Annotated in this window: 21 protein-coding genes; 8 read left to right on the top strand and 13 right to left on the bottom strand. The window is 69.9% G+C overall.

Annotated elements, in window-relative coordinates; translation table 11 throughout:
- Positions 1–14: 14 nt before the first annotated feature.
- A complete protein-coding gene (locus ACZ5SK_RS38475; RefSeq protein WP_334581199.1) occupies positions 15–770 on the bottom strand; it encodes a decaprenylphospho-beta-D-erythro-pentofuranosid-2-ulose 2-reductase in 756 nt (251 codons plus the stop codon).
- Between the two features lie 145 nt (positions 771–915).
- Between ACZ5SK_RS38475 and ACZ5SK_RS38470 the strand changes: the two genes are divergently transcribed.
- Positions 916–1,833, top strand: a complete 918-nt coding sequence (locus ACZ5SK_RS38470; RefSeq protein ID WP_334577682.1) for a YihY/virulence factor BrkB family protein — start codon at positions 916–918, stop codon at positions 1,831–1,833.
- On the opposite strand, the gene ACZ5SK_RS38465 is transcribed toward ACZ5SK_RS38470, so the two are convergent.
- Positions 1,787–3,145 (bottom strand): D-alanyl-D-alanine carboxypeptidase family protein, encoded by a 1,359-nt coding sequence (locus ACZ5SK_RS38465; RefSeq protein ID WP_361707131.1) that lies wholly within the window; start codon positions 3,143–3,145, stop codon positions 1,787–1,789. The two genes, ACZ5SK_RS38470 and ACZ5SK_RS38465, sit on opposite strands and share 47 nt — an antisense overlap.
- A gap of 91 nt (positions 3,146–3,236) precedes the next feature.
- On the opposite strand from ACZ5SK_RS38465, the gene ACZ5SK_RS38460 reads away from it, so the two are divergent.
- The 4 genes from ACZ5SK_RS38460 (at position 3,237) to ACZ5SK_RS38445 (ending at position 7,319) form a co-directional block, all read left to right on the top strand.
- Positions 3,237–3,476 carry an SCO4848 family membrane protein gene (locus ACZ5SK_RS38460; protein ID WP_327317399.1) on the top strand — a complete coding sequence of 80 codons (240 nt, stop codon included), beginning with the start codon at positions 3,237–3,239 and terminating at the stop codon, positions 3,474–3,476.
- A 2-nt stretch (positions 3,477–3,478) separates the two neighbouring features.
- Complete coding sequence (locus ACZ5SK_RS38455; protein ID WP_468577247.1) at positions 3,479–5,008, top strand: metallophosphoesterase; 1,530 nt, start codon at positions 3,479–3,481, stop codon at positions 5,006–5,008.
- A gap of 243 nt (positions 5,009–5,251) precedes the next feature.
- Complete coding sequence (locus tag ACZ5SK_RS38450) at positions 5,252–6,805, top strand: ABC transporter substrate-binding protein (RefSeq protein WP_457494669.1); 1,554 nt, start codon at positions 5,252–5,254, stop codon at positions 6,803–6,805.
- A 97-nt stretch (positions 6,806–6,902) separates the two neighbouring features.
- Complete coding sequence (locus ACZ5SK_RS38445) at positions 6,903–7,319, top strand: ATP-binding protein (RefSeq protein ID WP_334577679.1); 417 nt, start codon at positions 6,903–6,905, stop codon at positions 7,317–7,319.
- A gap of 22 nt (positions 7,320–7,341) precedes the next feature.
- Here ACZ5SK_RS38445 and ACZ5SK_RS38440 read toward each other — a convergent pair whose 3' ends face one another.
- Together ACZ5SK_RS38440 and ACZ5SK_RS38435 are read right to left on the bottom strand one after the other, a co-directional pair.
- Positions 7,342–8,784, bottom strand: coding sequence for a sensor histidine kinase (locus ACZ5SK_RS38440; protein ID WP_334577678.1), 1,443 nt, complete (start codon positions 8,782–8,784; stop codon positions 7,342–7,344).
- Positions 8,781–9,470, bottom strand: a complete 690-nt coding sequence (locus tag ACZ5SK_RS38435) for a response regulator transcription factor (protein WP_334577677.1) — start codon at positions 9,468–9,470, stop codon at positions 8,781–8,783. The genes ACZ5SK_RS38440 and ACZ5SK_RS38435 overlap by 4 nt, the downstream gene beginning before the upstream one ends.
- Positions 9,471–9,627: 157 nt before the next feature.
- On the opposite strand from ACZ5SK_RS38435, the gene ACZ5SK_RS38430 reads away from it, so the two are divergent.
- On the top strand, positions 9,628–12,054 hold the full coding sequence (locus ACZ5SK_RS38430) for an MMPL family transporter (protein WP_334577676.1): 2,427 nt from the start codon (positions 9,628–9,630) through the stop codon (positions 12,052–12,054).
- A 43-nt stretch (positions 12,055–12,097) separates the two neighbouring features.
- Here ACZ5SK_RS38430 and ACZ5SK_RS38425 read toward each other — a convergent pair whose 3' ends face one another.
- From ACZ5SK_RS38425 to ACZ5SK_RS38410, 4 genes are all read right to left on the bottom strand, one after another.
- Complete coding sequence (locus ACZ5SK_RS38425) at positions 12,098–12,934, bottom strand: TetR/AcrR family transcriptional regulator (RefSeq protein WP_334577675.1); 837 nt, start codon at positions 12,932–12,934, stop codon at positions 12,098–12,100.
- Positions 12,935–12,943: 9 nt separating this feature from the next.
- Positions 12,944–13,462: a thiol-disulfide oxidoreductase DCC family protein gene (locus tag ACZ5SK_RS38420; protein ID WP_334577674.1), complete on the bottom strand. Its 519-nt coding sequence runs from the start codon at positions 13,460–13,462 to the stop codon at positions 12,944–12,946.
- A 5-nt stretch (positions 13,463–13,467) separates the two neighbouring features.
- A complete protein-coding gene (locus tag ACZ5SK_RS38415) occupies positions 13,468–13,884 on the bottom strand; it encodes a hypothetical protein (RefSeq protein WP_334577673.1) in 417 nt (138 codons plus the stop codon).
- Positions 13,885–13,963: 79 nt separating this feature from the next.
- The gene (locus ACZ5SK_RS38410) at positions 13,964–14,452 is read right to left on the bottom strand and encodes a VOC family protein (RefSeq protein WP_468577186.1); all 489 of its coding nucleotides are present in this window, start codon (positions 14,450–14,452) and stop codon (positions 13,964–13,966) included.
- A 61-nt stretch (positions 14,453–14,513) separates the two neighbouring features.
- On the opposite strand from ACZ5SK_RS38410, the gene ACZ5SK_RS38405 reads away from it, so the two are divergent.
- On the top strand, positions 14,514–15,050 hold the full coding sequence (locus ACZ5SK_RS38405; protein WP_334577671.1) for a hypothetical protein: 537 nt from the start codon (positions 14,514–14,516) through the stop codon (positions 15,048–15,050).
- On the opposite strand, the gene ACZ5SK_RS38400 is transcribed toward ACZ5SK_RS38405, so the two are convergent.
- Together ACZ5SK_RS38400 and ACZ5SK_RS38395 are read right to left on the bottom strand one after the other, a co-directional pair.
- Positions 15,007–15,798: an IS5 family transposase gene (locus ACZ5SK_RS38400; RefSeq protein WP_468577184.1), complete on the bottom strand. Its 792-nt coding sequence runs from the start codon at positions 15,796–15,798 to the stop codon at positions 15,007–15,009. The genes ACZ5SK_RS38405 and ACZ5SK_RS38400 overlap by 44 nt on opposite strands.
- Positions 15,799–16,145: 347 nt before the next feature.
- Positions 16,146–17,708 carry an RICIN domain-containing protein gene (locus tag ACZ5SK_RS38395; RefSeq protein WP_457494670.1) on the bottom strand — a complete coding sequence of 521 codons (1,563 nt, stop codon included), beginning with the start codon at positions 17,706–17,708 and terminating at the stop codon, positions 16,146–16,148.
- A gap of 793 nt (positions 17,709–18,501) precedes the next feature.
- On the opposite strand from ACZ5SK_RS38395, the gene ACZ5SK_RS38390 reads away from it, so the two are divergent.
- Positions 18,502–18,957: an SMI1/KNR4 family protein gene (locus ACZ5SK_RS38390; RefSeq protein WP_334577669.1), complete on the top strand. Its 456-nt coding sequence runs from the start codon at positions 18,502–18,504 to the stop codon at positions 18,955–18,957.
- Between the two features lie 7 nt (positions 18,958–18,964).
- Here ACZ5SK_RS38390 and ACZ5SK_RS38385 read toward each other — a convergent pair whose 3' ends face one another.
- The 3 genes from ACZ5SK_RS38385 to sdhA all read right to left on the bottom strand — a co-directional run bounded on the left by ACZ5SK_RS38385 (position 18,965) and on the right by sdhA (position 22,285).
- Entirely contained in the window at positions 18,965–19,582 is a 618-nt protein-coding gene (locus ACZ5SK_RS38385) for a Uma2 family endonuclease (RefSeq protein WP_334577668.1), read from the bottom strand.
- Between the two features lie 169 nt (positions 19,583–19,751).
- Positions 19,752–20,531, bottom strand: a complete 780-nt coding sequence (locus ACZ5SK_RS38380; RefSeq protein ID WP_327317410.1) for a succinate dehydrogenase iron-sulfur subunit — start codon at positions 20,529–20,531, stop codon at positions 19,752–19,754.
- Positions 20,531–22,285 carry a succinate dehydrogenase flavoprotein subunit gene (sdhA, locus tag ACZ5SK_RS38375; RefSeq protein WP_361707111.1) on the bottom strand — a complete coding sequence of 585 codons (1,755 nt, stop codon included), beginning with the start codon at positions 22,283–22,285 and terminating at the stop codon, positions 20,531–20,533. The genes ACZ5SK_RS38380 and sdhA overlap by 1 nt, the downstream gene beginning before the upstream one ends.
- Positions 22,286–22,290 lie beyond the last annotated feature (5 nt).

Below are 22,290 nucleotides of genomic sequence, written 5' to 3'. Positions count from 1 at the left end.
AGTCCTAGAGGGTCCTAGAGGGGGAGCCGTCGGTACATCGCGCGTGGCGCGTGGCGCAGCGTGGACATCACCAGGCGCAGCACTCCCGGCGCCCACACCGTCTCCGACCGTCGACGGAGCCCCAGTTCGACGGCCGTCGCGATCTCTCCCGGCGTGGTCGTCAACGGCTCCCGCGTCCGCCCCGTGGTCGCGCTCGTCCGCAAGGAGCCGGGGCGTACGACCATGACGTGGACGCCCGTGCCGTGCAGCGCGTCGCCCAGGCCCTGGGTGAAGACGTCGAGGCCGGCCTTGCTGGAGCCGTAGATGAAGTCCGAGCGGCGGGCCCGCTCGCCGGCGACGGAGGACAGGACGACCAGGGAGCCGTGCCCCTGCGTCTGCAGGGCGCGGGCGGCGACCAGCCCCGCCGACACCCCGCCCGTGTAGTTGGTCTGCGCGACGCGCACCGCGGCCGCCGGTTCGCGCTCGTCGTTCGCCTGGTCGCCGAGGACGCCGAAGGCGAGCAGCACCAGGTCGACGTCGCCCTCGGCGAAGACCTTGCCGAGGACGGTCTCGTGCGACGCGGGGTCCAGCGCGTCGAAGGGCACGGTGTGGATGTCCGCCCCGAGGACGCGCAACTGCGCGGCGGCCGACTCCAGGTCGGGGGACGGCCGCCCGGCCAGCCACACCGTGCGGGTGCGGCGGGCGATCAGCCGGCGTGCGGTGGCCAGCGCGATCTCTGACGTACCGCCGAGGACGAGCATGGACTGGGGCAGGCCGAAGGCGTCCTTCATGAGCATGGAGATGACCGTATCGCCCCGTTATGGCGCGTCGGTCGCCCAACATTCGTCCGCTACCCGAAATGGGTGACCGGGCTTTTCGGGTACTCGCACAGGGGTGGTCGACAACTGAAGCAGAGACTGGGGCAGAGTTCGGATCATGGACTGGCTGAAGAAGCTTCCCGGCATCGGGCCGTGGGTCACCCGCCTCATGGCCACGCACGCGTGGCGGTCGTACGAGCGCCTGGACCGGGTGAAGTGGACGCGGCTGGCCGCCGCGATGACGTTCGTCAGCTTCGTCGCGCTGTTCCCGCTGCTGACCGTGGCCGCCGCCGTCGTCGCCGCCACCCTCGGCGAGTCCCGGCAGCAGGAGCTCCAGAACAAGATCGCCGACCAGGTCCCCGGCATCTCCGACCAGTTGGACATCAACAGCCTGGTCCAGAACGCGGGCACCATCGGCCTCATCGCCGGCGCGGCACTGCTGTTCACCGGCATCGGCTGGGTCGGTCAGATGCGGGACTGTCTGCGCGCGGTGTGGGAGCGGCCCGACGACGACGAGAACCCCGTCCTGCGCAAGGCCAAGGACATGGGCGTCCTCGTCGGGTTCGGCGGCGCCGTGCTGGTCACCCTCGCCATCTCCACCGTCGCCTCGGCCCTGGTCGGCCGGATCACCGACGCCCTCGGCATCGACAACGCGGGCTGGGGCGGCATCCTGCTGCGCATCGCCGCCTTCGCGATCGCCGTCCTCGCCGACTTCCTGCTCCTGCTGTACGTCCTCACCCTGCTGCCGGGCGTCGAACCGACCCGCCGTCGCCTCGTGGTGGCCGCGCTGATCGGCGCCGTCGGCTTCGAACTGCTGAAGCTGCTGCTGAGCGGCTATATGCAGGGCGTGGCCGCGAAGAGCATGTACGGCGCGTTCGGCGTGCCGATCGCCCTGCTGCTGTGGATCAACTTCACGTCGAAACTGATCCTGTTCTGCGCGGCCTGGACGGCGACGGGCACCGCCCCCGACAACCCGCGGGACATCGACGTCAGCGACGACGTCGTACCAGGTCCGGCAGCGGCCACCGGCGGTTGACGAGGAACGCGCCGCCCGCGAGGAGCACCAGCAGCCCGCCGGTGATCGCCAGCGCGATCCAGATGCCGCGCGAGCCGTCCTGGGCGACCGCGCCGGCCACCGGCTTCGACGACACGTTCCCGGCGCCGCCGGCCTGCCCGGAGTCCGGGGAGGAGGACGGCTTCGCGCCGGGCTGCGCGCTGGCCTGCGCGGCGCCCTTCGGCGGGACCAGTTCGCCCACCGGCGTCACCTTGCCTGCCGCCTGGAAGCCCCAGTCGAAGAGCCTGGCGGTCTCCTTGTAGACCTCGTTGTGATCGGTCTTCGACGGGTTCATGACCGTCACCAGCAGCACCTTGCCGCCGCGCTCGGCCACGCCGGTGAACGTGGCGCCCGCGTTGGTGGTGTTGCCGTTCTTGACGCCCGCGATGCCCGGGTACTGCGAGATGTCGTAGTCGCCGGCGAGCAGCCGGTTGGTGTTCTGGATCTCGAAGGTCCCGCGGGTGATCTTGCCCTTCTTGTCCTTCTTCGTCTCGGCCGGGAACTTGGCCGAGACGGTCGAGCAGTACTCCCGGAAGTCCTTCTTCTGCAGACCCGAGCGGGCGAACAGCGTCAGGTCGTACGCCGAGGACACCTGACCGGAGGCGTCGTAGCCGTCGGGGGAGACGACGTGCGTGTCGAGGGCCTGAAGCTCCTCGGCGTGCTCGTTCATCTCCTTCACCGTGTTGGCGACGCCGCCGTTCATCGCCGACAGCACGTGCACGGCGTCGTTGCCGGAGCGCAGGAAGACGCCGAGCCACAGGTCGTGGACCGTGTACGTCTCGCCCTCCTTTATGCCGACCAGGCTGGAACCCGACCCCATGTCGGCCAGGTCCTTCGGGTCGACCTTGTGCGTGGTGGTCTTCGGGAACCTCGGCAGCACGGTGTCGGCGAACAGCATCTTCATCGTGCTCGCCGGGGGCAGCCGCCAGTGCGCGTTGTGCGAGGCGAGCACGTCCCCCGACTCGGCGTCCGCGACGATCCACGACCGCGCGGTGAGGTCCTTCGGCAGCACCGGCGCGCCGCCCGCGATCGCCACCTGCGTCCCGGCCTGCCCGAGTCGCGTGCCGCCCACGGTCGACATGTTCGCCGGGGGAGTGGCCGAGGGGGAGGCACTGGACGACGGCGCGGGCGACTTGCCGGTCGTCGGCGACGGTGACGTCGTCGTACCGGCCGACGATTTCGGCGACGGGCTCGGCGCCGCGAGCGAGACGGGCGCGGTCAGCGCGAGGGACGCGAGGGTCGCGGAGGTGACCAGCAGGGATCGCCTGAAGGTCTGCTTCATGGGTGCGGGCACGACGGAGAACGTACCTGGCACACGACGGGAAGTCCCGCCGCCCTCCCCACCCCGGTCACGGAACCGGACACCCGGCGGCGATACTGAACCCATGAAGCTCAGCCGCCCCGTCTCCTGGTTCCTGCTCGCCTTCGGAGTGTGGAGCTGGGTCATCTGGGTCACCTTCGTCAAAAACCTGGTCAAGGACAGCAGCGGGCTCGCCTTCGATGACGGCGACCCGACGGCGTACTTCTGGGTGCACCTGACGCTGGCCGTCGTCTCCTTCGTATTGGGGACGGTCGTCGGGGCCATCGGGTTGCGTGGTCTGCGCGCACTGCGTCGGACGTCATGACGATGGTGATCGTCTTCGCCCTGCTCGCGCTCACGGTGCTCGTCGCGGCCAACTGGTACCTGTGGCGCCGCCTGTTCCGCGACACGACCCGCGGCCCCGGCCGGGCGCGCCGCGGCGGCGCCGTACTGATCGCGGGCGGCTGGGCCCTGGCGTTCGGCGCCCTGGTCGCCGAACGCGCCGGCGCCCCCTTCTGGCTCCAGCGCACCCTGGCCTGGCCGGGCTTCCTGTGGCTGGCCCTGTCGATCTACCTGCTCCTGGGCGTCCTCGCCGCCGAGGCCGTACGCCCGCTGCTCCACCGCTTCCTGGCAAACCGAACCCGCACAGCGGCGCCCCCCGAGAAACCCCTTCCGCACCCAAGCCCGGCCCCGAGCCCGGCCCCGAGCCCGGCCCCGAGCCCGAGCCCGGCCCCGAGCCCAAGCCCGGACCCGCACCCGAGCCCGACCCCGGACCCGTCCCCGCACCCGGTCCCGACTGCGGTGCCCGCGCCTGGGAAGGCCGTTGCCGGGCAGTTGGAGCAGCCCGCGCCTGGGCTGGCCGCCGTCACGCAGCCGGAGCAACCCGCGCCAGGACAGCCTGCCGCCGGGCAGCCGGAGCAGTCCGCGCCTGGGCAGCCCGCCGCCGGGCAGCCGGAGTCCGGGCAGTCGGAGTCCGGTCGGTCGGAGTTCGGGCCGTCGGGAGGGGTGGGGGCGGGCTCCGTGGGGGTGGCGGCCTCGCGTCGGGTTTTCGTCTCGCGTGTCGTCGGCGGTGCGGTCGCCGCGGCCGCCGTGGGGACGGTCGGGTACGGGAGTTACAGCGTCCTGCGCGGGCCCCGGGTGAAGCGGGTCACCGTCCCGCTCGCCAAGCTGCCGCGCGCCGCGCACGGGTACCGGATCGCCGTCGTCAGCGACATCCACCTCGGACCGATCCTCGGCAGGGGCTTCGCGCAGAAGGTCGTCGACACGATCAACGCGACGCAGCCCGACCTGATCGCCGTGGTCGGCGACCTGGTCGACGGCAGCGTGAAGGACCTGGGCCCGGCGGCCGCCCCGCTCGCGCAGCTGAAGGCCCGTCACGGCAGCTTCTTCGTCACCGGCAACCACGAGTACTTCTCCGGCGCCGAACAGTGGGTCCGTCAGGTGCGGCGGCTCGGCCTGAACCCCCTGGAGAACGCCCGCACCGAACTCCCCTGGTTCGACCTGGCCGGCGTCAACGACATCGCGGGCGAGAGCGAGGGCCACGGCCCCGACTTCACCCGGGCGCTCGGCGACCGGGACACCACGCGCGCGTGCGTCCTCCTCGCCCACCAGCCGGTCCAGATCCACGACGCCGTCGACCACGGCGTCGACCTCCAGCTCTCCGGACACACCCACGGCGGCCAGCTGTGGCCCGGCAACTTCATCGCGGCGGCGGCCAACCCGACCGTCGCGGGCCTGGAGCGCTACGGCGACACCCAGCTGTACGTGTCCCGGGGTGCGGGCGCCTGGGGCCCGCCCACGCGCGTGGGCGCCCCGTCCGACATCACGGTCATCGAACTGGCTTCGAAACAGGCCTGACGCAGACCCTCGAAACAGGCCCGGGACAGCCCCCCGAAACAAGCCTGAGGCGGATGAGGGAGAAGCTGGGAAGGAGCTGTGAAACTCGGCGGAAACAGTACGTCGGTAAGATCTTTCTCATCTCGTCAGAATCCTCTTCCCTCACGCGAAACTCGTGTGATTAGGTGAGCCCGCCGCCAAGGGGAGTGGCACTTTTTTGTTGACTGGGCCCGGCTGACGGGCCGGGGGAGGCAGGGCATCACCATGCGGTCCGTTCGCATGCGGATACTCATGACGCTGCTGGTTCTCGCGGTCGTCGGAGTGGGCGGCTGGCAGCTGTTGCCGTCGCAGGAGAACGACGAGGCGACCATCACCGTCGGCACGACGGACACCGTCACCTCGCTCGACCCGGCCGGCGCCTACGACGCCGGCTCCTGGGCCCTGTTCAGCAACGTCTTCCAGTCGCTGCTGACGTACGAGCCGGGCGGCGTCTCGCCCGTGCCGGACGCGGCCAAGAGCTGTTCCTTCGCCAAGGGCGGCCTGGTCACGTACACGTGCGAGCTGCGCAACGACCTCACCTTCACCGGTGGCGGCAAGGTGACGGCCGAGGACGTGAAGTTCTCCTTCGACCGGGTCAAGAAGATCAACTCGGATGTCGGTCCTTCGTCCCTGTTCTCCACCCTGAAGTCGGTGGACGCCCACGGCCTGACCGTCACCTTCCACCTGTCGGCGCCGGACGCCACCTTCCCGTTCAAGGTGGCCACCGGGGCCGGTTCCATCGTGGATCACACCCGCTACCCAGCGGACGCGCTGCGCACCGGCAGCGATGTCGACGGCACCGGCCCGTACCGACTGACGGGGTACACGAAGGGCAAGAAGGTCCTTCTGTCGCCCAACTCGCGCTACAAGGGGGCCGTTTCCACCGGCGCGCCCATCGAGCTGCGCTACTACGCGGACCCCGACGCCCTGGAGAAGGCATGGAAGGCCAAGGACGTCGAGGCCGCCACCCGGCAGCTGCCGCCCGCGGTCCTCGCCGCCCTCAACGCCAGCGACCCGGGCCAGCGCGTCACCGAGGCGGACAGTTCCGAGACCCGCAACCTGTACTTCAACACCCACTCCGACTCCCCGCTGCACGACACGGACGTCCGCAAGGCGATGGCCTGGCTGATCGACCGCGCCCAACTGGCGTCGACCGTGTACGACGGGACCGTCGAGCCGCTGTACTCGCTCGTCCCGGCCGGCATCACCGGCCACAGCACCTCCTTCTTCGACACCTACCCGAACCAGAACGCCGAGAAGGCCCGCAAGCTCCTGGAGAAGGCCGGCGTCAGCATCCCGGTGAGCTTCACCTACGGCTACGGCCTGGGCAGCGGGGCCGCGGCGAGCGAGGCCCAGGAGCTCAAGCGGCAGCTGGAGGCCGGCGGCCTGTTCAAGGTGAACGTCAAGGGTTACGAGTGGACCGACTTCCAGAAGCGGTGGGCCACCGGAAAACTCGACGCGTACGCCGTCGGCTGGGTCGCCGACTACCCCGACCCGGACACGTTCGCGGCGCCGCTCGTCGGCACGGGCTCCACCATGAACACCGGCTACAGCAGCAAGGCCGTCGACAACTACATCGCCGACAGCCAGCGGTTCGCCGACCGCAGCCGGGTCGCCGACGACTTCCGCCGCCTCCAGCAGGCCGTCGCCGAGGACGTGCCGGTCATCCCGCTGTGGCAGCGCAAGGAGTACGTCGTCACCAGCGCGGACGTCGGCGGCGGCCAGTATCTGGCGGACGGCAACGGCGTGTTCCGCCTCTGGAAGCTCGACTGGATCTGACGGATCCTCCCGCGCGCCGGGCATGCGCCCCCGTGACACCGGGCAGGCACCCGATGGGCACCATGTGACGGAGGTGTGTTCGGGGTGAGGAGCAGACGTGTCGCGACGCAACTCCTTCCGGCTGCCCCGGCACCCGGCGTCCGTCGGCCTCGCCCGGCGCCGGGTGCGTGAGCATCTCGCCGACTGGGGACACCGCCCGGACGACCCGGCGCTGGCCGACGCCGTCCTCGTCGTGTCCGAGCTCGCCACCAACGTCGTACGCCACGGGCCGCTTCTGGAGCGGGAGTTCGAGGTTGCCGTCACCGCCCTCGGCGACGGCTCCTGCCTCATAGAGGTGTCCGACGAGGGCCGGCTGGAGCCGCGGCTGCGGCTGGTCGGCGAGGGGGAGGAACACGGCCGCGGCCTGCACCTGGTGGAGCACCTCGCCGCCGCATGGGGCGTCTGGGCCAGGGGCCGCCACGGCAAGACGGTCTGGGCCCTGATCACGCCCCCGGGCCTGGGAGCCCACGCCTAGCGCCTTCGGCGGCGGTGGACCCTCAGGGGCAGATCTTCGGGCGTGTCGGCAGTTCCACCGTCACTTCCAGGCCCTCGCCCCGTGCCGTGCGCACGCTCACCTCGCCGCCGTGGGCCTCGACGACGCCCTGCACGATCGCCAGGCCCAGCCCGCTGCCCGCGCCGCCGCCGGCCCGGAAGAAGCGGTCGAACACCCGCGCCGCGTCCTCCGCGCCCAGCCCCGGCCCCTTGTCCTGGACCGACAGCCGTACGACCCCGTCCACGCGCTCCGCCCCGAGCCGCACCGGCACATCGACGGGCGTGTGGGTGCGCACGTTGGCGACCAGGTTGCCCAGCACCTGCCGCAGCCCCGACTCGTCGGCCCGCAGCAGCAGCGCCCCGTCGGCCTCGACCGTGACCGGCCGCTCGGGCTGCTGTGCCCGCAGGTCCTGCGCCGCGTCCCGCATCAGCCGGCTCACGTCCACGTTGCGCAGCCGCAGCTCGGGCCGCTGGTCGAGCCGGGCCAGCGTGAGCAGCTCGTCGACGAGCCGGCCCATGCGGCCCACCTCGCCGTTCATCCGGTCCCAGGCGCGCTGCCGCTCGTCCGGCTCGACCAGCATCCCCTGGTCGTACAGCTGGAGATAGCCGCGGATCGCGGAGAGCGGGGTGCGCAGCTCGTGCGAGGCGTCGGCGACGAACCGGCGCAGCTGTGCCGCGCTGCGCTCGCGCGTGCGGTACGCCGACTCCACCTGGTGGAGCATGGAGTTCAGCGCGACCCGCAGCTGCTCCACCTCCTGGGTGGGATGGTGGCTGGAGGGCACCCGCCGGGTCAGATCCCCCTCGGCTATCGCCGTCGACGTCTCCACCATGTCCTCCAGCGGCCGCATCCGCCGTCTCACGCTCCACATCGTCAGACAGGCGAGCAGGGCCAGCAGCAGGGTGCCGACCGCGAGGTCGAGCTTCAGGGCCCGCGCTATGCCCTTGTCGAGGGCGTCCGTGGAGGTCGCCAGCAGGATGTACGTGCCGTCGGAGAGCCGCGTCGCGGTCACCCGGTAGGCGGCGCCGTGCACGGTCACGTCGTGCGGGTCGGAGTCCCGGATGAGCGCGCCCGGGTCGTCCACGGCGTCCGCGAGGCCGAGCTGCGCGTCGGTCGGCCGGATGCCGAAGAGGGGCATGGCCGTGCCCTTGCCGTCCACGGCGGTGAACAGGGACTCCGGCGCCGGCCGGTCGTCCCCGTACTCGGGCAGCAGCCGGTCGCGGACGAAGCCGAGGACGCTGAGCGAGTCGATCTGCCGCATGGTGAGCTGCGTACTGCCCAGGGACGCACGAGTCTTGACCAGCCCGGAGTCGACCTGGTCCAGAAGGTAGTGCCGCATCGTCATGAGGCTGATCGCGGTCGCGGCGACGATGCCGAGCGCGAGCAGCCCCACGTTCGCCGCCGTCAACTTGCCCCACAGGGAGCGCAAGCCGTGGTGGACCCGCCTCATGCCAGCCCGTATCCCACGCCCCGCCGGGTGGTGATCACCGGCGGTCCCAGGGTGTCCAGCTTGCGCCGCAGATAGCTGATGTAGGTCTCGACGACCGTCGACTCCGGCGGGGTGTGCTCGTACTGCCAGACATGGCGCAGGAGTTGCTCCTTGGGGACGACCCGGCCGCCGTTGCGGACCAGGAAGCGCAGTAACGCGTACTCGGTGGGGGTCAGCTCGACCGAGCGGCCCGCGCGGTGCACGCTGTACGTGGTCTCGTCCAGCTCCAGGTCGCCGTAGCGCAGCGGCGGCCGCTGCGGCAGGACGTCGGCCGGCCGGGTGCGCCGCAGGACCGCCGTGATGCGGGCGACCACTATGTCGAGGTCGAACGGCTTGGTGATGTAGTCGTCGCCGAAGCCGAGGGCGCCGACGATCTCCGCCGGCGCGTCCCGCGCGGTGAGGAACACCAGCGCCAGGTCCGGCCTGCGGGCGCGCAGTTCACGGCCGAGCGCCCGGCCGTCGCCGTCCGGCAGCATCACGTCCAGCAGGGCCACGTCCGGCCGGGTGCGGTCGGCGAACGCGAGGGCCTCGCGGACGGTGCCCGCCGTCATGACCTCGAAGCGGTGGTAGCGCAGGGCGATAGCGAGGACGTCCGCGATACTCGGTTCGTCCTCCACGACCAACACGGTGCCGGAAGCCGTCGTCATGCCCTCAGTATCGGCGGGCCCACCGACAATCCGGGCCGGTTCGCGCTTTGGAGTTCCTTGAGAGTCATGGCCGTTGCATGTCCCCACGCGTGCGCAACCGCCAATCCTGTTGCCCAGGACCTGGGGGACGAACCGACTCTGAGTGAGGAGCTCGAACGTGGCGGCATTAGCACGCTGGTGCTACAGGCATCGGCTGGCGGTCCTGTTGCTGTGGGTGGGGGCGCTGTTGGGCTTGGGATTCTCGGCCTCGGCGGCGGGCACGGACTATGCGAGCACCTTCTCCCTCCCCGGCACGGACTCCATGAAGGCGTACCACCTGATGGAGAAGGCGTTTCCCGCGCGCGCGGGCGACACCGACACGGTCGTGTGGAAGGTCGACGACGGCTCGGTACGGGACCAGGACGTCTCCTCCCGGATCCAGCCCGCGCTCGACGAGATCGCGAAGATGAAGGGCGTCGGCGAGGTCAAGAGCCCCTATGCGGCGGCGGGGGAGGCGGGGCAGGTCAGCCGCGACGGCCGCACCGCCTACGCGCAGATCACCTTCACCGAGGACGTCAACGCCCTGCCCAAGGAACTCGTCCAGGACGTTCTCGACACTGCCCAGAAGGCTGAACAGAAGGGCCTGGAAGTCGAGTTGGGCGGCCTGGCCATCCAGCGGGTGGAGGAGCCGCCATCCGGCCTCGCCGAGATGGTCGGCCTCGCGGCGGCCGCGGTGGTCCTGTTCCTGGCCTTCGGATCCCTCCTCTCGATGCTGCTGCCGCTCGCCGTGGCGATCTTCGGCGTCGGCATGGGCATGTTCTCCGTCCAGCTGCTCAGCCACGTCACCGACATCCCGGAGCTGGCGCCGCTGCTGTCCTCTCTGATCGGCCTCGGCGTCGGCATCGACTACGCCCTGTTCATCGTCACCCGGCACCGCAAGGGCATCCTGCGTGGAATGAACCCGGAGGAGTCGGCGGTCATCGCCCTCAACACCTCCGGTCGGGCCGTGCTGTTCGCGGGCGGCACGGTGTGCATCGCGCTCGCCGGCATGTTGGTGACGAACCTGCGCTTCCTGGACGGCGTCGTCATCGGCACCTCCCTGACGGTGATCCTGAGCGTCCTCGCCGCGACGACCCTGCTGCCCGCGCTGCTCGGCTTCCTCGGCTCGCGCGTGCTGAGCCGCAAGCAGCGCAAGCGGCTGGCCGCGAACGGCCCGGAGCCGGAGGGGGCGAGCGGCCCCGCGGCCCGCTGGTCGGCGAACGTGCAGCGCCGCCCCCGTCGGATCGCAGCCCTCGCGCTCGTCGTCATGGCCGTCCTCGCCCTCCCCGTGCTGTCGCTGCGCCTCGGCGTCAGCGACCAGGGCAACGACGACGCCTCGACGACCACCCGCAAGGCCTACGACCTGCTCGCGGAGGGCTTCGGACCGGGCTTCAACGGCCCCCTCCAGGTGGTCATGGAGGGCGGCGACACCACCGCGGTCGTCAACGGCATCAAGGACACGCCGGGCGTCGCCCAGGTGGCCGCGCTGCCGCCGGCCGGGGGCGTCACGGTCATCCAGGTGGTCCCGACGACCTCGCCGCAGTCAAAGCAGACGGACACCCTGATCGACCGTCTGCGCGACGACGTCCTCCCACAGGCCGGCGCGACGGGGCATGTGGGCGGTGTCACTGCCGTCTCCAAGGACTTCGCCACGGTCACCGGCGATCGCCTGCCGCTGTTCGTCGCCACCATCATCGGCCTGGGATTCCTGCTGCTGATGGTCGCCTTCCGCTCCCTGGTGGTGCCGCTGACGGCGGCCGTGATGAACCTGATCGCGGCGGCGGCCTCGTTCGGCGTCCTCGTCGCCGTCTTCCAGTACGGCTGGGGCCTGGACCTGCTCGGCCTCGGCAAGGAGGGCCCGATCAACGCCTTCCTGCCGGTCATCATGCTGTCGCTGCTCTTCGGTCTGTCGATGGACTACCAGGTGTTCCTGGTCAGCCGGATGCACGAGGAGTGGGTCCATACCAAGGACAACGCGCGCGCGGTCCGCGTCGGCCTGGCCGAGACCAGCCGGGTCATCAACTCCGCGGCCCTGATCATGGTGTGCGTGTTCCTCGCGTTCGTCCTGAGCGGCGACTCGGGCGGCGCGATGGCGGGCGTGGGTCTCGCGGCGGCGGTGGCGCTGGACGCGTTCATCCTGCGCACGGCTCTCGTACCGGCCGCGATGCATCTGCTCGGCAACTCCAACTGGTGGCTGCCGGCGGGGCTGGAGAAGCGGCTGCCGCATCTGGCGGTCGAACCGAAGGAGGACGAGCTGGACGCGGCTGCCGCGCGCGGCGAGGGCCCCGCCTCGGCCGTCCACGGCTTCGTACGGGACACGACCGGCGACCCGGTCGAGGGCGCCACGGTGACCCTTCTGACGAAGGGCGGAAACCAACTCGACCGCGTCACGTCCCTCGCCGACGGCTCCTACATCCTCTCGGTCCCGGTCCCGGGAACGTACCTCCTGGCGGCGACGGCCCCGTCGTATGCCTCCGGTGCGCGCCAGGTCACGGTCGCGGCCGAACCGCTGGCGTTCGACGTCGAGTTGGCCGAGGGCGAGATGGACGTGGACGCACCCAGGTGACCTGACCTGCCCGAACTGCCCGACCTGCTCGCCGTGCTGCGGCCTAGTCGCCGTGCTCGACCTGTTCGGCGCGCTGGTCCGCCGGACCCGGTGAAGACTTCTTCTGGCTCTTCTTCACCGGGTCCGGCACCGCGTTGGTCATGCCGGGCAGGAAGTCCGTGAACAGGTCGTGCACCTCAAGGACGAGCGGCCGCAGTACCCGGAACCGGGCCAGCGCCACACCCCGCGCGGTGAGCCGCGCCCCCCGTCCGGCCAGCCGGTAACTGCGCTCGCGCCCCGCCGTACGGTCGTAGATCCAGTACATGACCAGGCCCATCTGGGAGAGCCACATCAACTCGGGCAGCACCTCCCGCAGCTCCTCCGGCACCTTCGCCTTCGAGCCCGCGAGCACCTCCTTGTGGACGGCGATGGCCTCCACGCGCGCGTGCTCCGACTCGGCGGAGAAGGGGCTGAGCGGGCTGTCCGGATCGGCGGCCGTCTTGAAGAACTGCACCGCGAACTCGTGGTACGGCGTGGCCACGTCCAGCCAGGTCCGCAGCACACCCGCGAGCCGCGCCTCCAGGCTGGTCTCCCGCGCCAGGATGCCCCGGACCGCCTCCCGGTGTTCGGCCGCGAGCCGGTCGTAGAAGCCCTGGATCAGGTGTTCCTTGCCGGCGAAGTAGTAGTACGCGTTGCCGACCGAGACCCCGGCTTCCTTGGCGATGGCCCGCATCGTCGTCTTGTCGTAACCGCGCTCCTGGAACAGCCGCATCGCCGTCTCCAGGATCAGCGCACGGGTCTGCTCGGACTTGGACGCGGGAGCACCTTCAGGGGACTCCTGAGGTTCCCGGTGCTGGGTCGGGGGCTCGGCCTCGGCGGGACCGTCGTTGTTCGCGGACACGGAAGGAGCCTAACCAGTGGAGCAGGCGCCGTCGGCACAGGTGGGGGGAGTGTAGCTCCAGCCCTGACCCGGGTCGTAGGACCAACCGTCGCCCCGCCGGTAGACGCCCCCGCCCCAGCCCGCGCCCTGCCCGTGCCCGTCGCGCCACTTGGCGGCGGCGAGCACGGCCGCCCGTGCGAGCTTCGCCCCGGCGGGCGTGCTCAGCCGGTGCGCGAGCGGGCGGTGCTCGCGCAGCGCCCACAGGGTGACGATCCAGGCGGCGGCGCCCGTGTAGACCTGACCGGCGTCGCCGACGACGGTGATCTCGTCGAGGGTGGCGCGATGGTCGAGGCCGGGAAAGCGGGCGCGGGCCTCGGCGGAGCCCGCCGGGACGAACTCCAGCGGCACCAGCTGTGGTTGCCGGCCCAGCCAGTCGCGCAGGAAGCCGCACAGGGAGCACTCGGCGTCGAAGAGGACGGTGAGCCGGCGAACCGGGACGCGAAGAGCGTCCCGGCCGACGGCGGCCTGTTCTGTCCCTCGGGCGGCCATGGCGCTCAGGCTCCCGCGGTGGGCGCCGCGGGGGCGGCCCAGCCCTGCGGGGCGACCGGCGGGAGCTGCTCGCGCTCCATGACCCCGCGCCGCCGGATCCGGTTGAGCACGTACACGTTGGCCAGGTGCATCGCGCCGAGCACCAGCAGGACCACGCCCAGCTTGGTCGACAGGGCCTCGAAGATCCCGCGGGTGTCCTCGACGGTGCCGTCGCTGCTCAGGTAGAGGGCGACGAAGCCGAGGTTGACGAGGTAGAACCCGACCACCAGGAGGTGGTTGACGGCGTCGGCGAGCTTCTCGTTCCCCCGCAGCACATCGGCGAGGAAGACCCGCCCGTTGCTGCTCAGGGTCCTGGCCACCCAGACGGTCAGACCGATGCTGACGATCAGGTAGACGACGTAGGCGATGACCGTGCGATCCATGTTCCCCACCTCATGTTGAGCTAGTTGAACGCGTTCAAAACGCTGTCGGGAGTGACTGTAGCCCGAGTTTTGAACACGTTCAACATGAGGGTCGGTCCGCGAGGAGCGGCTCCTGACACCTCCCCAGTTCGGGCCGCTTGGAGTAGTCCGTGAACCCGAGGACGTTCCCCCAGGGATCGGCGACCTCGACGGTCCACCCGGTGGCCACGGAGAACGGCGGGTCGATCGGCACGATCCCGACCTCGGCCAGCCGTCGCGCCAACGCCCGGGCGTCCGGCACCTCCACCCACACCCGCGTGGCCGGCCAGGGCGGCGCCCGATGCCCCAACGCCTCTTCCCGCCGCAACAGAATCCCGGGAGTCTCACCCCCGACCTTCAACAGGGCGATTCCGCCCTCGTCGAACCGAAAGCCCATCACGAACCCGGCCCGCTCATAGAACCCCACGGCCTCCCCGAGATCCCCGACAGGCACCAACACGTTGTCGAACCCGAGGGGCTCGTGCGACCGATGATCTGAGAAGCTGTTGTCTTTCCGGGCTTGAAGGCTGCGTTCTCGCTGGTCATGCATAGGGGCGGTGGTTCGGTGGGAGGTGCGGCTTGTCGGGTTGTTACTCGTCGGGGAGGCCGGGATGCCGTCGGTTGTCGGATTGCTGGAAGAGCGGGAGTTGAGTGCTCGCCGTCGGGTGGACGGGCTGCGTGAGGAGGCCGGCCGGATCCAGGCCGAACTGGCCGCGGCCGAGTTGGAATGGCAGGAGTGGGTGATCGCCCGCAGGCGGGTCGACACGGTGCTGGCTCCGGACGGCCTCGACACCGCCGAGGCGGAGATCACCCCGGGTGTGCGGGATGCGGACGTGCCGCCGGCGCCCGGGGATGCGGTGAAGCCGAAGTCGCAGGTGCCGGTGTGGCGTGAGGGGCTGGCCTGGTCTGTGCTGTCGGGGGACTACCAGCGCATTCTCACCGTGCTCGCGGACCGGGCCCGGCTCCGTCAAGGACCTTTGACCTGCCAGGAGATGGCTGCGGCGTTCGGCATGGATGTGGTGCCGGCACGGGTGGAGGCGCTGCGGTCGAAGGCGAAGCGCCTGGTCGTGCGGGGCTGGCTGGCGGAGCCCGCGCCCGGCCGGTTCACGCCTGCTGCGGGCGTGAGCGGGCCAGGCGGCGCGTCATGAGCAGGATCATCGACCAGCAGACCATCGCCTCGGCGCTTGTGGTGCGGCGTTCGTAGTCGCGCGCCAGTCGGCGGGTGAGCATCAGCCAGGCGTTGGTACGCTCCACGATCCACCGTTTGGGCAGCACCACGAACCCCTTCTGACTGTCGCTGCGTTTGACGACCTCTAGGACCAGCGCGAGTACGGCCAGGCAGTGTCCGACGAGGCTGCCGGTGTAGCCGCCGTCGGCCCAGACCAGCTCCAACCGGTGGTGCGCGTCGGCCACCCGCTGGAGCAGGACCTTAGCGGCGGTGCGCTCGCCGATATCCGCGGCAGTGACCATCGCCGCGAGCAGCAGGCCGAGCGTGTCGACCACAAGGTGCCGTTTGCGCCCGTTGATCAGCTTGCCGCCGTCGAAGCCGCGGCTGTCCGTGCTGACCACGGCGTCGGCCTTGACCGACTGCGAGTCGATCACCCCAGCGGTCGGCTCGCTGTCCCGGCCCGCACGGATCCGGACCCGGTCACGCAGCCGGTCGTGGAACTCCCCGATCAGGCCGTGATCGCGCCAGCGGCGGAAAAACGCGTAGACCCGGTCCCACGGCGGGAAATCGGCCGGCATCGCCCGCCACTTGATTCCGTTGTCGACCAGATACCGCACCGCGTCCAGCATGGCCCGGTGGCAGTACGCCTCCGGCTGGCCGCCCCGGCCCCGCATCCATGCCGGCACCGGCAGCAGCGGCCGAACCACCGCCCACTCAGCGTCCGTCATGTCCGACGGATAACGCCGCTGCCGCGACTTGTTGTCGGCGGCGTTTCCGAACCGGTGCGCCAGGCAGTCACACCCCGGAGTGAACGAACTGGACTGCCGGGCCGTCGACACGGAGGGCTGCGGCACCGGGGCGTCCTGGTGTTGCTCGGTGATTTGACACCAGCGAGCTGTTCAGGAGGGCCCCACCTCTATGCGCCCAAGCATCAGGGACCAGCCAATCGGGACTTCCGTTCGACACGTATCCCTCAAGACTGGAACGACAACGATGGCTTACCCACGGTCAGCTGCCAGGGGCTCGAACCCTGAATTCACGGATCGGAGAACCTGAGGGCCGGAGTTCGCCGGTGTCAGGAGATGGAGAAGATCGACGCCCAGTTCTGGCTGGCCGAGCCGGCGGAGGCGGTGTTCGCGGTGACCGCCTGGCCAGCGGTCGCGTTGCCGTCCAGGACCAAGCCGGTGGCGGGGTTGGTCAGGGTGTAGGTTCCGGCGGCGTTCTGCGTCACCTGCCAGCGCTGGTTGGCTGTACCGAGGTAGAGGACCTGCAGGGAGACCTGGCCGCCGGCGGTGGTCGGTGCGGTCAGGTAGAGCGGGGTCAGGCAGCTGTCGTAGATCCGCACGGTGCCGTCGCCGTTGGGGGTGAACTTCCAACGCTGCGAGGCCAGGGTGGTGTCCAGTGCGGCGAACACCCCCACCGTCGAGACAGTGACACTGCAGGTCCCGCTGTGCTGGAGAGCGACACCGCCCCCGTTGCTGAGCGCGTGGTAGGCGTTGTCACCCACAATCGTGGGGCCGTAGTTGATGGCGTGCGTGTCCAGCGCGGTCAGCGCGGTGCCAGTGGTGGACAGCGGCGGCACGGCCGTCGGGCGGACGTTCTTGAACCAGTCGGCGAAGGTCGCGGGGGTGTGCGAGGCGAGGCCGGTGATGGTGCGGTCCCAGCTGCCGTCCACCTGGTTCCACAGCTGGAGCAGCGCTCCGTCCACGTTGCCCTGCACCTGGTCACCGGTCTGCCAGTTCGCGGCGGCAGTGAACGGGTAGGACGAGCCGTCCGGGAACACGTAGCGCTGGTCGCCCAGCAGGTAGGCGGCCACCGAGTCGCCGAAGCCCTCGGTCCAGGCGCAGGTGGCGGACGACACCCTCTCGATGTAATGCGGGTTGCAGTTGACGACGGCCGGGAACGTGCCGTTGTACAGCCGGTTCTGGAAGAAGTGACCCGATTCGTGCAGCACGGTGTGCTCGGAGTCCGGGTCGGTATCAGCCAGGTGCACGGTATTCGCCAGGTCGTAGTACGGGCCGTCGGTGGATCCGGCCTGCCAGCGCACCGTCAGCGTGGTGCAGCTCGCGGCGTTCGCCTCAGCGGTCGTCCAGCACGGAGTCGTCGAGTTGGCCCGACGCGACCAGAGCAGGTTGACGGTGTCGAAGGCGTGCCAGGCGCGGGTCGCCGTGGTCGGTTTGACGGTGCCGAGAGCGACGCTCGCCGACACGTTCGACAGAGTCGGCGTGTTGTAGGTGTAAACCGTGCCGGTGGAGTCGGCGACCCTCCACACCTGGTTGTTGCGGGTGGCGAAGTGCACGGAGAGGTGATCCATCGTGGTGGTGGTGACTGGGGTGTAGCAGAGGTTGAACGAGCCGTTGGCCGCACCGGTCAGCTGGGTGTCGGTGTTCAGCTTGTGATCGGTGTCGGTCGACTTCTCCCGGCCCCAGAGCTCGACGGAGGCGTTGCGGGCGGCTCGGGTCAGAGTCGGCTTGGGGATGCCCCCCTCGGCGGACAGGTAGTCGAACTGCAGGCTGCCGGACAGACAGATCGGGCTCGTGGCGGAGGCGACGCCTGCCGACAGCGGCACGATGACGCCTGCGGCGAGCAGCGCCGCCGGTATCAGCAGGCGGAGCAGGGCGGTGGGTCTGCGTAACATGGACGTCCTTCCAAAAGGCGCCCGGACCCGCCAACCGGCAGACCTGGCGCGCAGGGGGCCGGGCCTTCCCCGGCCCGGCTCGTGAGACGCCGCCAGGTACCGGCGGTCTGAACCGTGAGCCATCGTCAGTTCAGTGCGGCCCCGCCCACAAGGGGGGCGCACACAATAACTGCTATTAGTCTGAAATTCGCGTGTACGTCCGGCGGAAAGGTGGCATGTCCGCCCGGTGCATGCGCGGACCGGCCGTGCACCCCTCATGCGCCGCAGTCTCGTCCAACCTCGCCGGCGGGCGGCGGGCGGCGGGCGGCGGGTAGAGCATGAAGGCTAAACTCGGCGCAGTGGCAGGGCCATTCGCAGGGCGCGGACCCGAATGCTGGGACCCATCGTCGGCACCCTGGCAGAGCCGGTGGTGCCAGCCAGTCATAATCCGGCGTGACGGAACGCGGCTGCCCGCGCATCGAGACGGAGCACCAAGGCGCCAGGGTTTCCTGATGTTGCACGCTGATTCAACATCAACGAGCAGTTCAGGCGGCCTTGCTCGCATGCGCCAGGTACCCGCAACCACCCGATTGGAATCTTCGTTCGATCAACAAACCCCAAGATCGGTACGACAACAGGCTCTGACATGCGGTCAGATTAGGGAGGAGTGCGGGGGGACGGCTTGACCGGCGGGTCACTCGGCCGGGGGAGAGGCGGCCGGGGGAGGGGCGACCGGGGGAGGGGCGACCGGTGGAGAAGCGACCGGTGGAGTGGGCCGTCGAGATGCCGCGAGGGTTGTGCAGGGGGCGGATCTGTGAAAGATGACCCTATGTGGATCGAGCTGATCTCCTCGCTCTCGGGGGACGTGGACCTTGCCGGGCCCGGCTGTGAGCAGGAAATGCGGGCGGCCGAGGTGGTGTTGGGGCATCCTCTGCCTGCCGCGCTCAAGGAACTCTGGCGGGTCGCGGACGGCGCTCGCGACAAGTACGGGGCCGGCATCGTGGGCTCGGTCGGTGAAGTCGTGGACCGGAACCTGGAGTTCAGGAGCTCGGTCGACTTCCGGGGCCTGTACATGCCGTTCGATCCGCTGCTGCTGTTCGGGGAGAGCAGCGGCGGTGATCTGTTCGCCTTCGTCGTCAAGCCCGACCGGCCGGACATCTTCGTCTGGGACCACGAGAGCGACAGCCGTCGCTGGGTGGCGAACAACCTGGAGGACTACCTGCGGCGGCGGCTCGGCAGCGGTGATCCGCAGTGGTACGCGTCGTGGTGACAGCGGGTCAGTCGGTCTTTCGCGGCCGGCCGGCCGCGAGGATTTCGGCGGCGTCCAGGGTGACCTTGGCTCCGATGGAATCCGGGAGGGTCAGGGACTGGCCGGGGGCGTAGAACTGGTGGCTTTCGTAGCCGCCCACAGTCGGCTGGGTGAGAACGTGCACGCGCTGGTGCTTGCGGTCGACGATGACGTACACCGGCACCTTGGCCTGGGCGTACGCGGCGACCTTGGTCTTGAGGTCGTCCTTCCAGTTGCCTGACGTCACCTCCAGGACCAGACGGAAGGGGGCCGGATCGTACGCGTTGTTCTCCACCAGGTGGTCGTCGATGTCGGAGTCCACGATCACCAGGTCGGGGATGGCGTAGTCCTCCTCGCCGGTCGGCAGCCACAGGCCGACGTTCTGCAGGACCTCGGTTTCCCCATCGTCGAGCCCTGCTGCGATGAACGGGCGCATGAGCTTCGTGAGGGCGCGGGCGTGCGGGGCATCCGGTGAGGGGGTCACGAGGAGGTGGCCTCCGATGATCTCGACGCGGTAGCCCGGATGGCGCTCCATGATCTCGTCGGCGATGGCCGTGAGGGAGAACGGCTCTTCGTCGAAGGGCTGCTCGACGGATGCAGCGGACATCGCGTGCCTCCTTGGGGCTGGTGTCGAGAACATCATCGTAGGCCGGACGCCACCCCGATGTCCCTCTTGATCACGTTCGCCCGATCGTGGGGTTTGAACGCCCGAGGGCCCCGCCTCCGGTGACGAAACCGGGAAACGGGGCCCTCGACGACGTGCCGGAGAGACGGAGTCAGAAGCGGCGCGTGATCAGCGCCTTCTTCACCTCGGCGATCGCCTTCGTCACCTCGATGCCGCGCGGGCAGGCGTCCGTGCAGTTGAACGTGGTGCGGCAGCGCCAGACGCCGTCCTTGTCGTTCAGGATCTCCAGGCGCTGCTCGCCCGCTTCGTCACGGCTGTCGAAGATGAAGCGGTGGGCGTTCACGATGGCGGCCGGCCCGAAGTACTGGCCGTCGTTCCAGAACACCGGGCAGGACGAGGTGCAGGCCGCGCACAGGATGCACTTCGTCGTGTCGTCGAAGCGCTCGCGGTCCTCCGCCGTCTGGAGGCGTTCGCGCGTGGGCTCGTTCGTGTCCTTGGTGATCAGGAACGGCATCACGTCGCGGTACGCCTGGAAGAACGGCTCCATGTCGACGACCAGGTCCTTCAGGACCGTCAGGCCCTTGATGGGCTCGACCGTGATCGGCTTCGCGGGGTCGAGGTCCTTGATCAGCGTCTTGCACGCGAGGCGGTTCTTGCCGTTGATCCGCATCGCGTCCGAACCGCAGATCCCGTGGGCGCAGGAGCGGCGGAACGTCAGGGTGCCGTCCTGGTCCCACTTGATCTTGTGGAGGGCGTCGAGGACGCGCTCCTTCGGGTCGATCTCCAGCTGGAAGTCTTCCCACACCGCTTCCGCCGAGACCTCGGAGTTGAAGCGGCGGATGCGGAAGGTGGCCGTGATGTACGGCGAGTCGGCGAAGCCGGGCTCGGGCGTGCCGGCCGCGTCCGCCTTGTCCAGGGTCGGGGTTGCCATCAGTACTTACGCTCCATCGGCTGGTAGCGGGTCTGGACGACCGGCTTGTAGTCGAGACGGATGGACTCGGTGCCGTCGTCGCCCACCTCGCGGTACGCCATGGTGTGGCGCATGAAGTTGACGTCGTCGCGGTTGGGGTAGTCCTCGCGGTAGTGACCGCCGCGGGACTCCTTGCGGGCGAGGGCGGAGACCGCCATGACCTCGGCGAGGTCGAGCAGGTTGCCGAGCTCGATGGCCTCCAGCAGGTCCGTGTTGAACCGCTTGCCCTTGTCCTGGATCGAGACGTTCTTGTAGCGCTCGCGGAGTTCCGCGATCTTCTCGACCGCCGTCTTGATCGTCTGCTCCGTGCGGAACACCATGACGTTCGCGTCCATGGTCTCCTGCAGCTCGCGGCGCAGGACCGCCACGCGCTCCGTGCCCGTCGACGACCGCAGCCGCTCCACCTGGGAGACGACGAGCTCCGCCGGGTTCTCCGGCAGCTCGACGAAGTCCGCCTTCTGGGAGTACTCGGCGGCGGCGATGCCCGCGCGCTTGCCGAACACGTTGATGTCCAGAAGGCTGTTCGTGCCCAGGCGGTTCGCGCCGTGCACCGAGACGCAGGCGACCTCGCCGGCGGCGTACAGGCCCGGGACGACCGTGGTGTTGTCGGACAGCACCTCACCCTCGACGTTCGTCGGGATGCCGCCCATCGCGTAGTGCGCGGTGGGCTGGATCGGGATCGGGTCCGTGTACGGCTCGATGCCGAGGTAGGTGCGCGCGAACTCGGTGATGTCCGGGAGCTTCGCGTCGAGCTGCTCCGGCGGGAGGTGGGTGAGGTCCAGGTAGACGTGGTCGCCCTCGGGGCCGCAGCCGCGGCCTTCCCGGATCTCCGTGTAGATCGACCGCGAGACCACGTCCCGGGACGCGAGGTCCTTCATGACCGGCGCGTACTTCTCCATGAAGCGCTCGCCGTCCTTGTTGCGGAGGATGCCGCCCTCACCGCGGGCGCCCTCCGTCAGCAGGATGCCCATGCGCCAGATGCCGGTCGGGTGGAACTGGAAGAACTCCATGTCCTCCAGCGGCAGCCCGCGGCGGTAGACGGCGGCCTGGCCGTCGCCCGTCAGCGTGTGCGCGTTCGACGTCACCTTGAAGAACTTGCCGGTGCCGCCGGACGCGTAGATCACGGCCTTCGCCTGGAAGACGTGGATCTCACCGGTGGCGAGTTCGTACGCGACCACACCGGCCGAGCGCTTCACGCCGTCGACCTCGGTGATCAGCTGGTCCAGGACGTAGAACTCGTTGAAGAACTCCACGCCCTCTTTCACGCAGTTCTGGTACAGCGTCTGGAGGATCATGTGGCCGGTGCGGTCGGCCGCGTAGCAGGAGCGGCGGACGGGGGCCTCGCCGTGGTTGCGGCTGTGGCCGCCGAAGCGACGCTGGTCGATCGTCCCGTTGGGCGTCCGGTTGAACGGCAGGCCCATCTTCTCCAGGTCGAGGACCGAGTCGATGGCCTCCTTCGCCAGGATCTCGGCGGCGTCCTGGTCGACCAGGTAGTCACCGCCCTTGATCGTGTCGAAGGTGTGCCACTCCCAGTTGTCCTCCTCCACGTTGGCGAGCGCGGCGGCCATGCCGCCCTGCGCGGCGCCCGTGTGGGAGCGGGTGGGGTAGAGCTTGGTCAGGACCGCCGTGCGGCTGCGCTTCGTCGACTCGATGGCCGCGCGCATGCCCGCGCCGCCGGCGCCGACGATGACTGTGTCGTACTTGTGGATCTTCATGAGTG

The organism is Streptomyces sp. NPDC031474 (assembly GCF_055581185.1).
The sequence above is the reverse complement of the archived record's forward strand: the minus strand, read 5'-3'. Positions and strand labels throughout refer to the sequence as shown.

What these genes read in the sequence shown, in the direction of transcription:
- ACZ5SK_RS38415 (WP_334577673.1), bottom strand. Translation starts at nt 13,884, where the DNA reads ATGGATCGCACGGTCATCGCCTACGTCGTCTACCTGATCGTCAGCATC.
- ACZ5SK_RS38420 (WP_334577674.1), bottom strand. Translation starts at nt 13,462, where the DNA reads ATGGCCGCCCGAGGGACAGAACAGGCCGCCGTCGGCCGGGACGCTCTT.
- ACZ5SK_RS38405 (WP_334577671.1), top strand. Translation starts at nt 14,514, where the DNA reads ATGCCGTCGGTTGTCGGATTGCTGGAAGAGCGGGAGTTGAGTGCTCGC.
- ACZ5SK_RS38450 (WP_457494669.1), top strand. Translation starts at nt 5,252, where the DNA reads ATGCGGTCCGTTCGCATGCGGATACTCATGACGCTGCTGGTTCTCGCG.
- ACZ5SK_RS38440 (WP_334577678.1), bottom strand. Translation starts at nt 8,784, where the DNA reads ATGAGGCGGGTCCACCACGGCTTGCGCTCCCTGTGGGGCAAGTTGACG.
- ACZ5SK_RS38455 (WP_468577247.1), top strand. Translation starts at nt 3,479, where the DNA reads ATGGTGATCGTCTTCGCCCTGCTCGCGCTCACGGTGCTCGTCGCGGCC.
- ACZ5SK_RS38470 (WP_334577682.1), top strand. Translation starts at nt 916, where the DNA reads ATGGACTGGCTGAAGAAGCTTCCCGGCATCGGGCCGTGGGTCACCCGC.
- ACZ5SK_RS38475 (WP_334581199.1), bottom strand. Translation starts at nt 770, where the DNA reads ATGAAGGACGCCTTCGGCCTGCCCCAGTCCATGCTCGTCCTCGGCGGT.
- ACZ5SK_RS38395 (WP_457494670.1), bottom strand. Translation starts at nt 17,708, where the DNA reads ATGTTACGCAGACCCACCGCCCTGCTCCGCCTGCTGATACCGGCGGCG.
- ACZ5SK_RS38460 (WP_327317399.1), top strand. Translation starts at nt 3,237, where the DNA reads ATGAAGCTCAGCCGCCCCGTCTCCTGGTTCCTGCTCGCCTTCGGAGTG.
- ACZ5SK_RS38380 (WP_327317410.1), bottom strand. Translation starts at nt 20,531, where the DNA reads ATGGCAACCCCGACCCTGGACAAGGCGGACGCGGCCGGCACGCCCGAG.
- sdhA (WP_361707111.1), bottom strand. Translation starts at nt 22,285, where the DNA reads ATGAAGATCCACAAGTACGACACAGTCATCGTCGGCGCCGGCGGCGCG.
- ACZ5SK_RS38435 (WP_334577677.1), bottom strand. Translation starts at nt 9,470, where the DNA reads ATGACGACGGCTTCCGGCACCGTGTTGGTCGTGGAGGACGAACCGAGT.
- ACZ5SK_RS38400 (WP_468577184.1), bottom strand. Translation starts at nt 15,798, where the DNA reads ATGACGGACGCTGAGTGGGCGGTGGTTCGGCCGCTGCTGCCGGTGCCG.
- ACZ5SK_RS38385 (WP_334577668.1), bottom strand. Translation starts at nt 19,582, where the DNA reads ATGTCCGCTGCATCCGTCGAGCAGCCCTTCGACGAAGAGCCGTTCTCC.
- ACZ5SK_RS38410 (WP_468577186.1), bottom strand. Translation starts at nt 14,452, where the DNA reads ATGCATGACCAGCGAGAACGCAGCCTTCAAGCCCGGAAAGACAACAGC.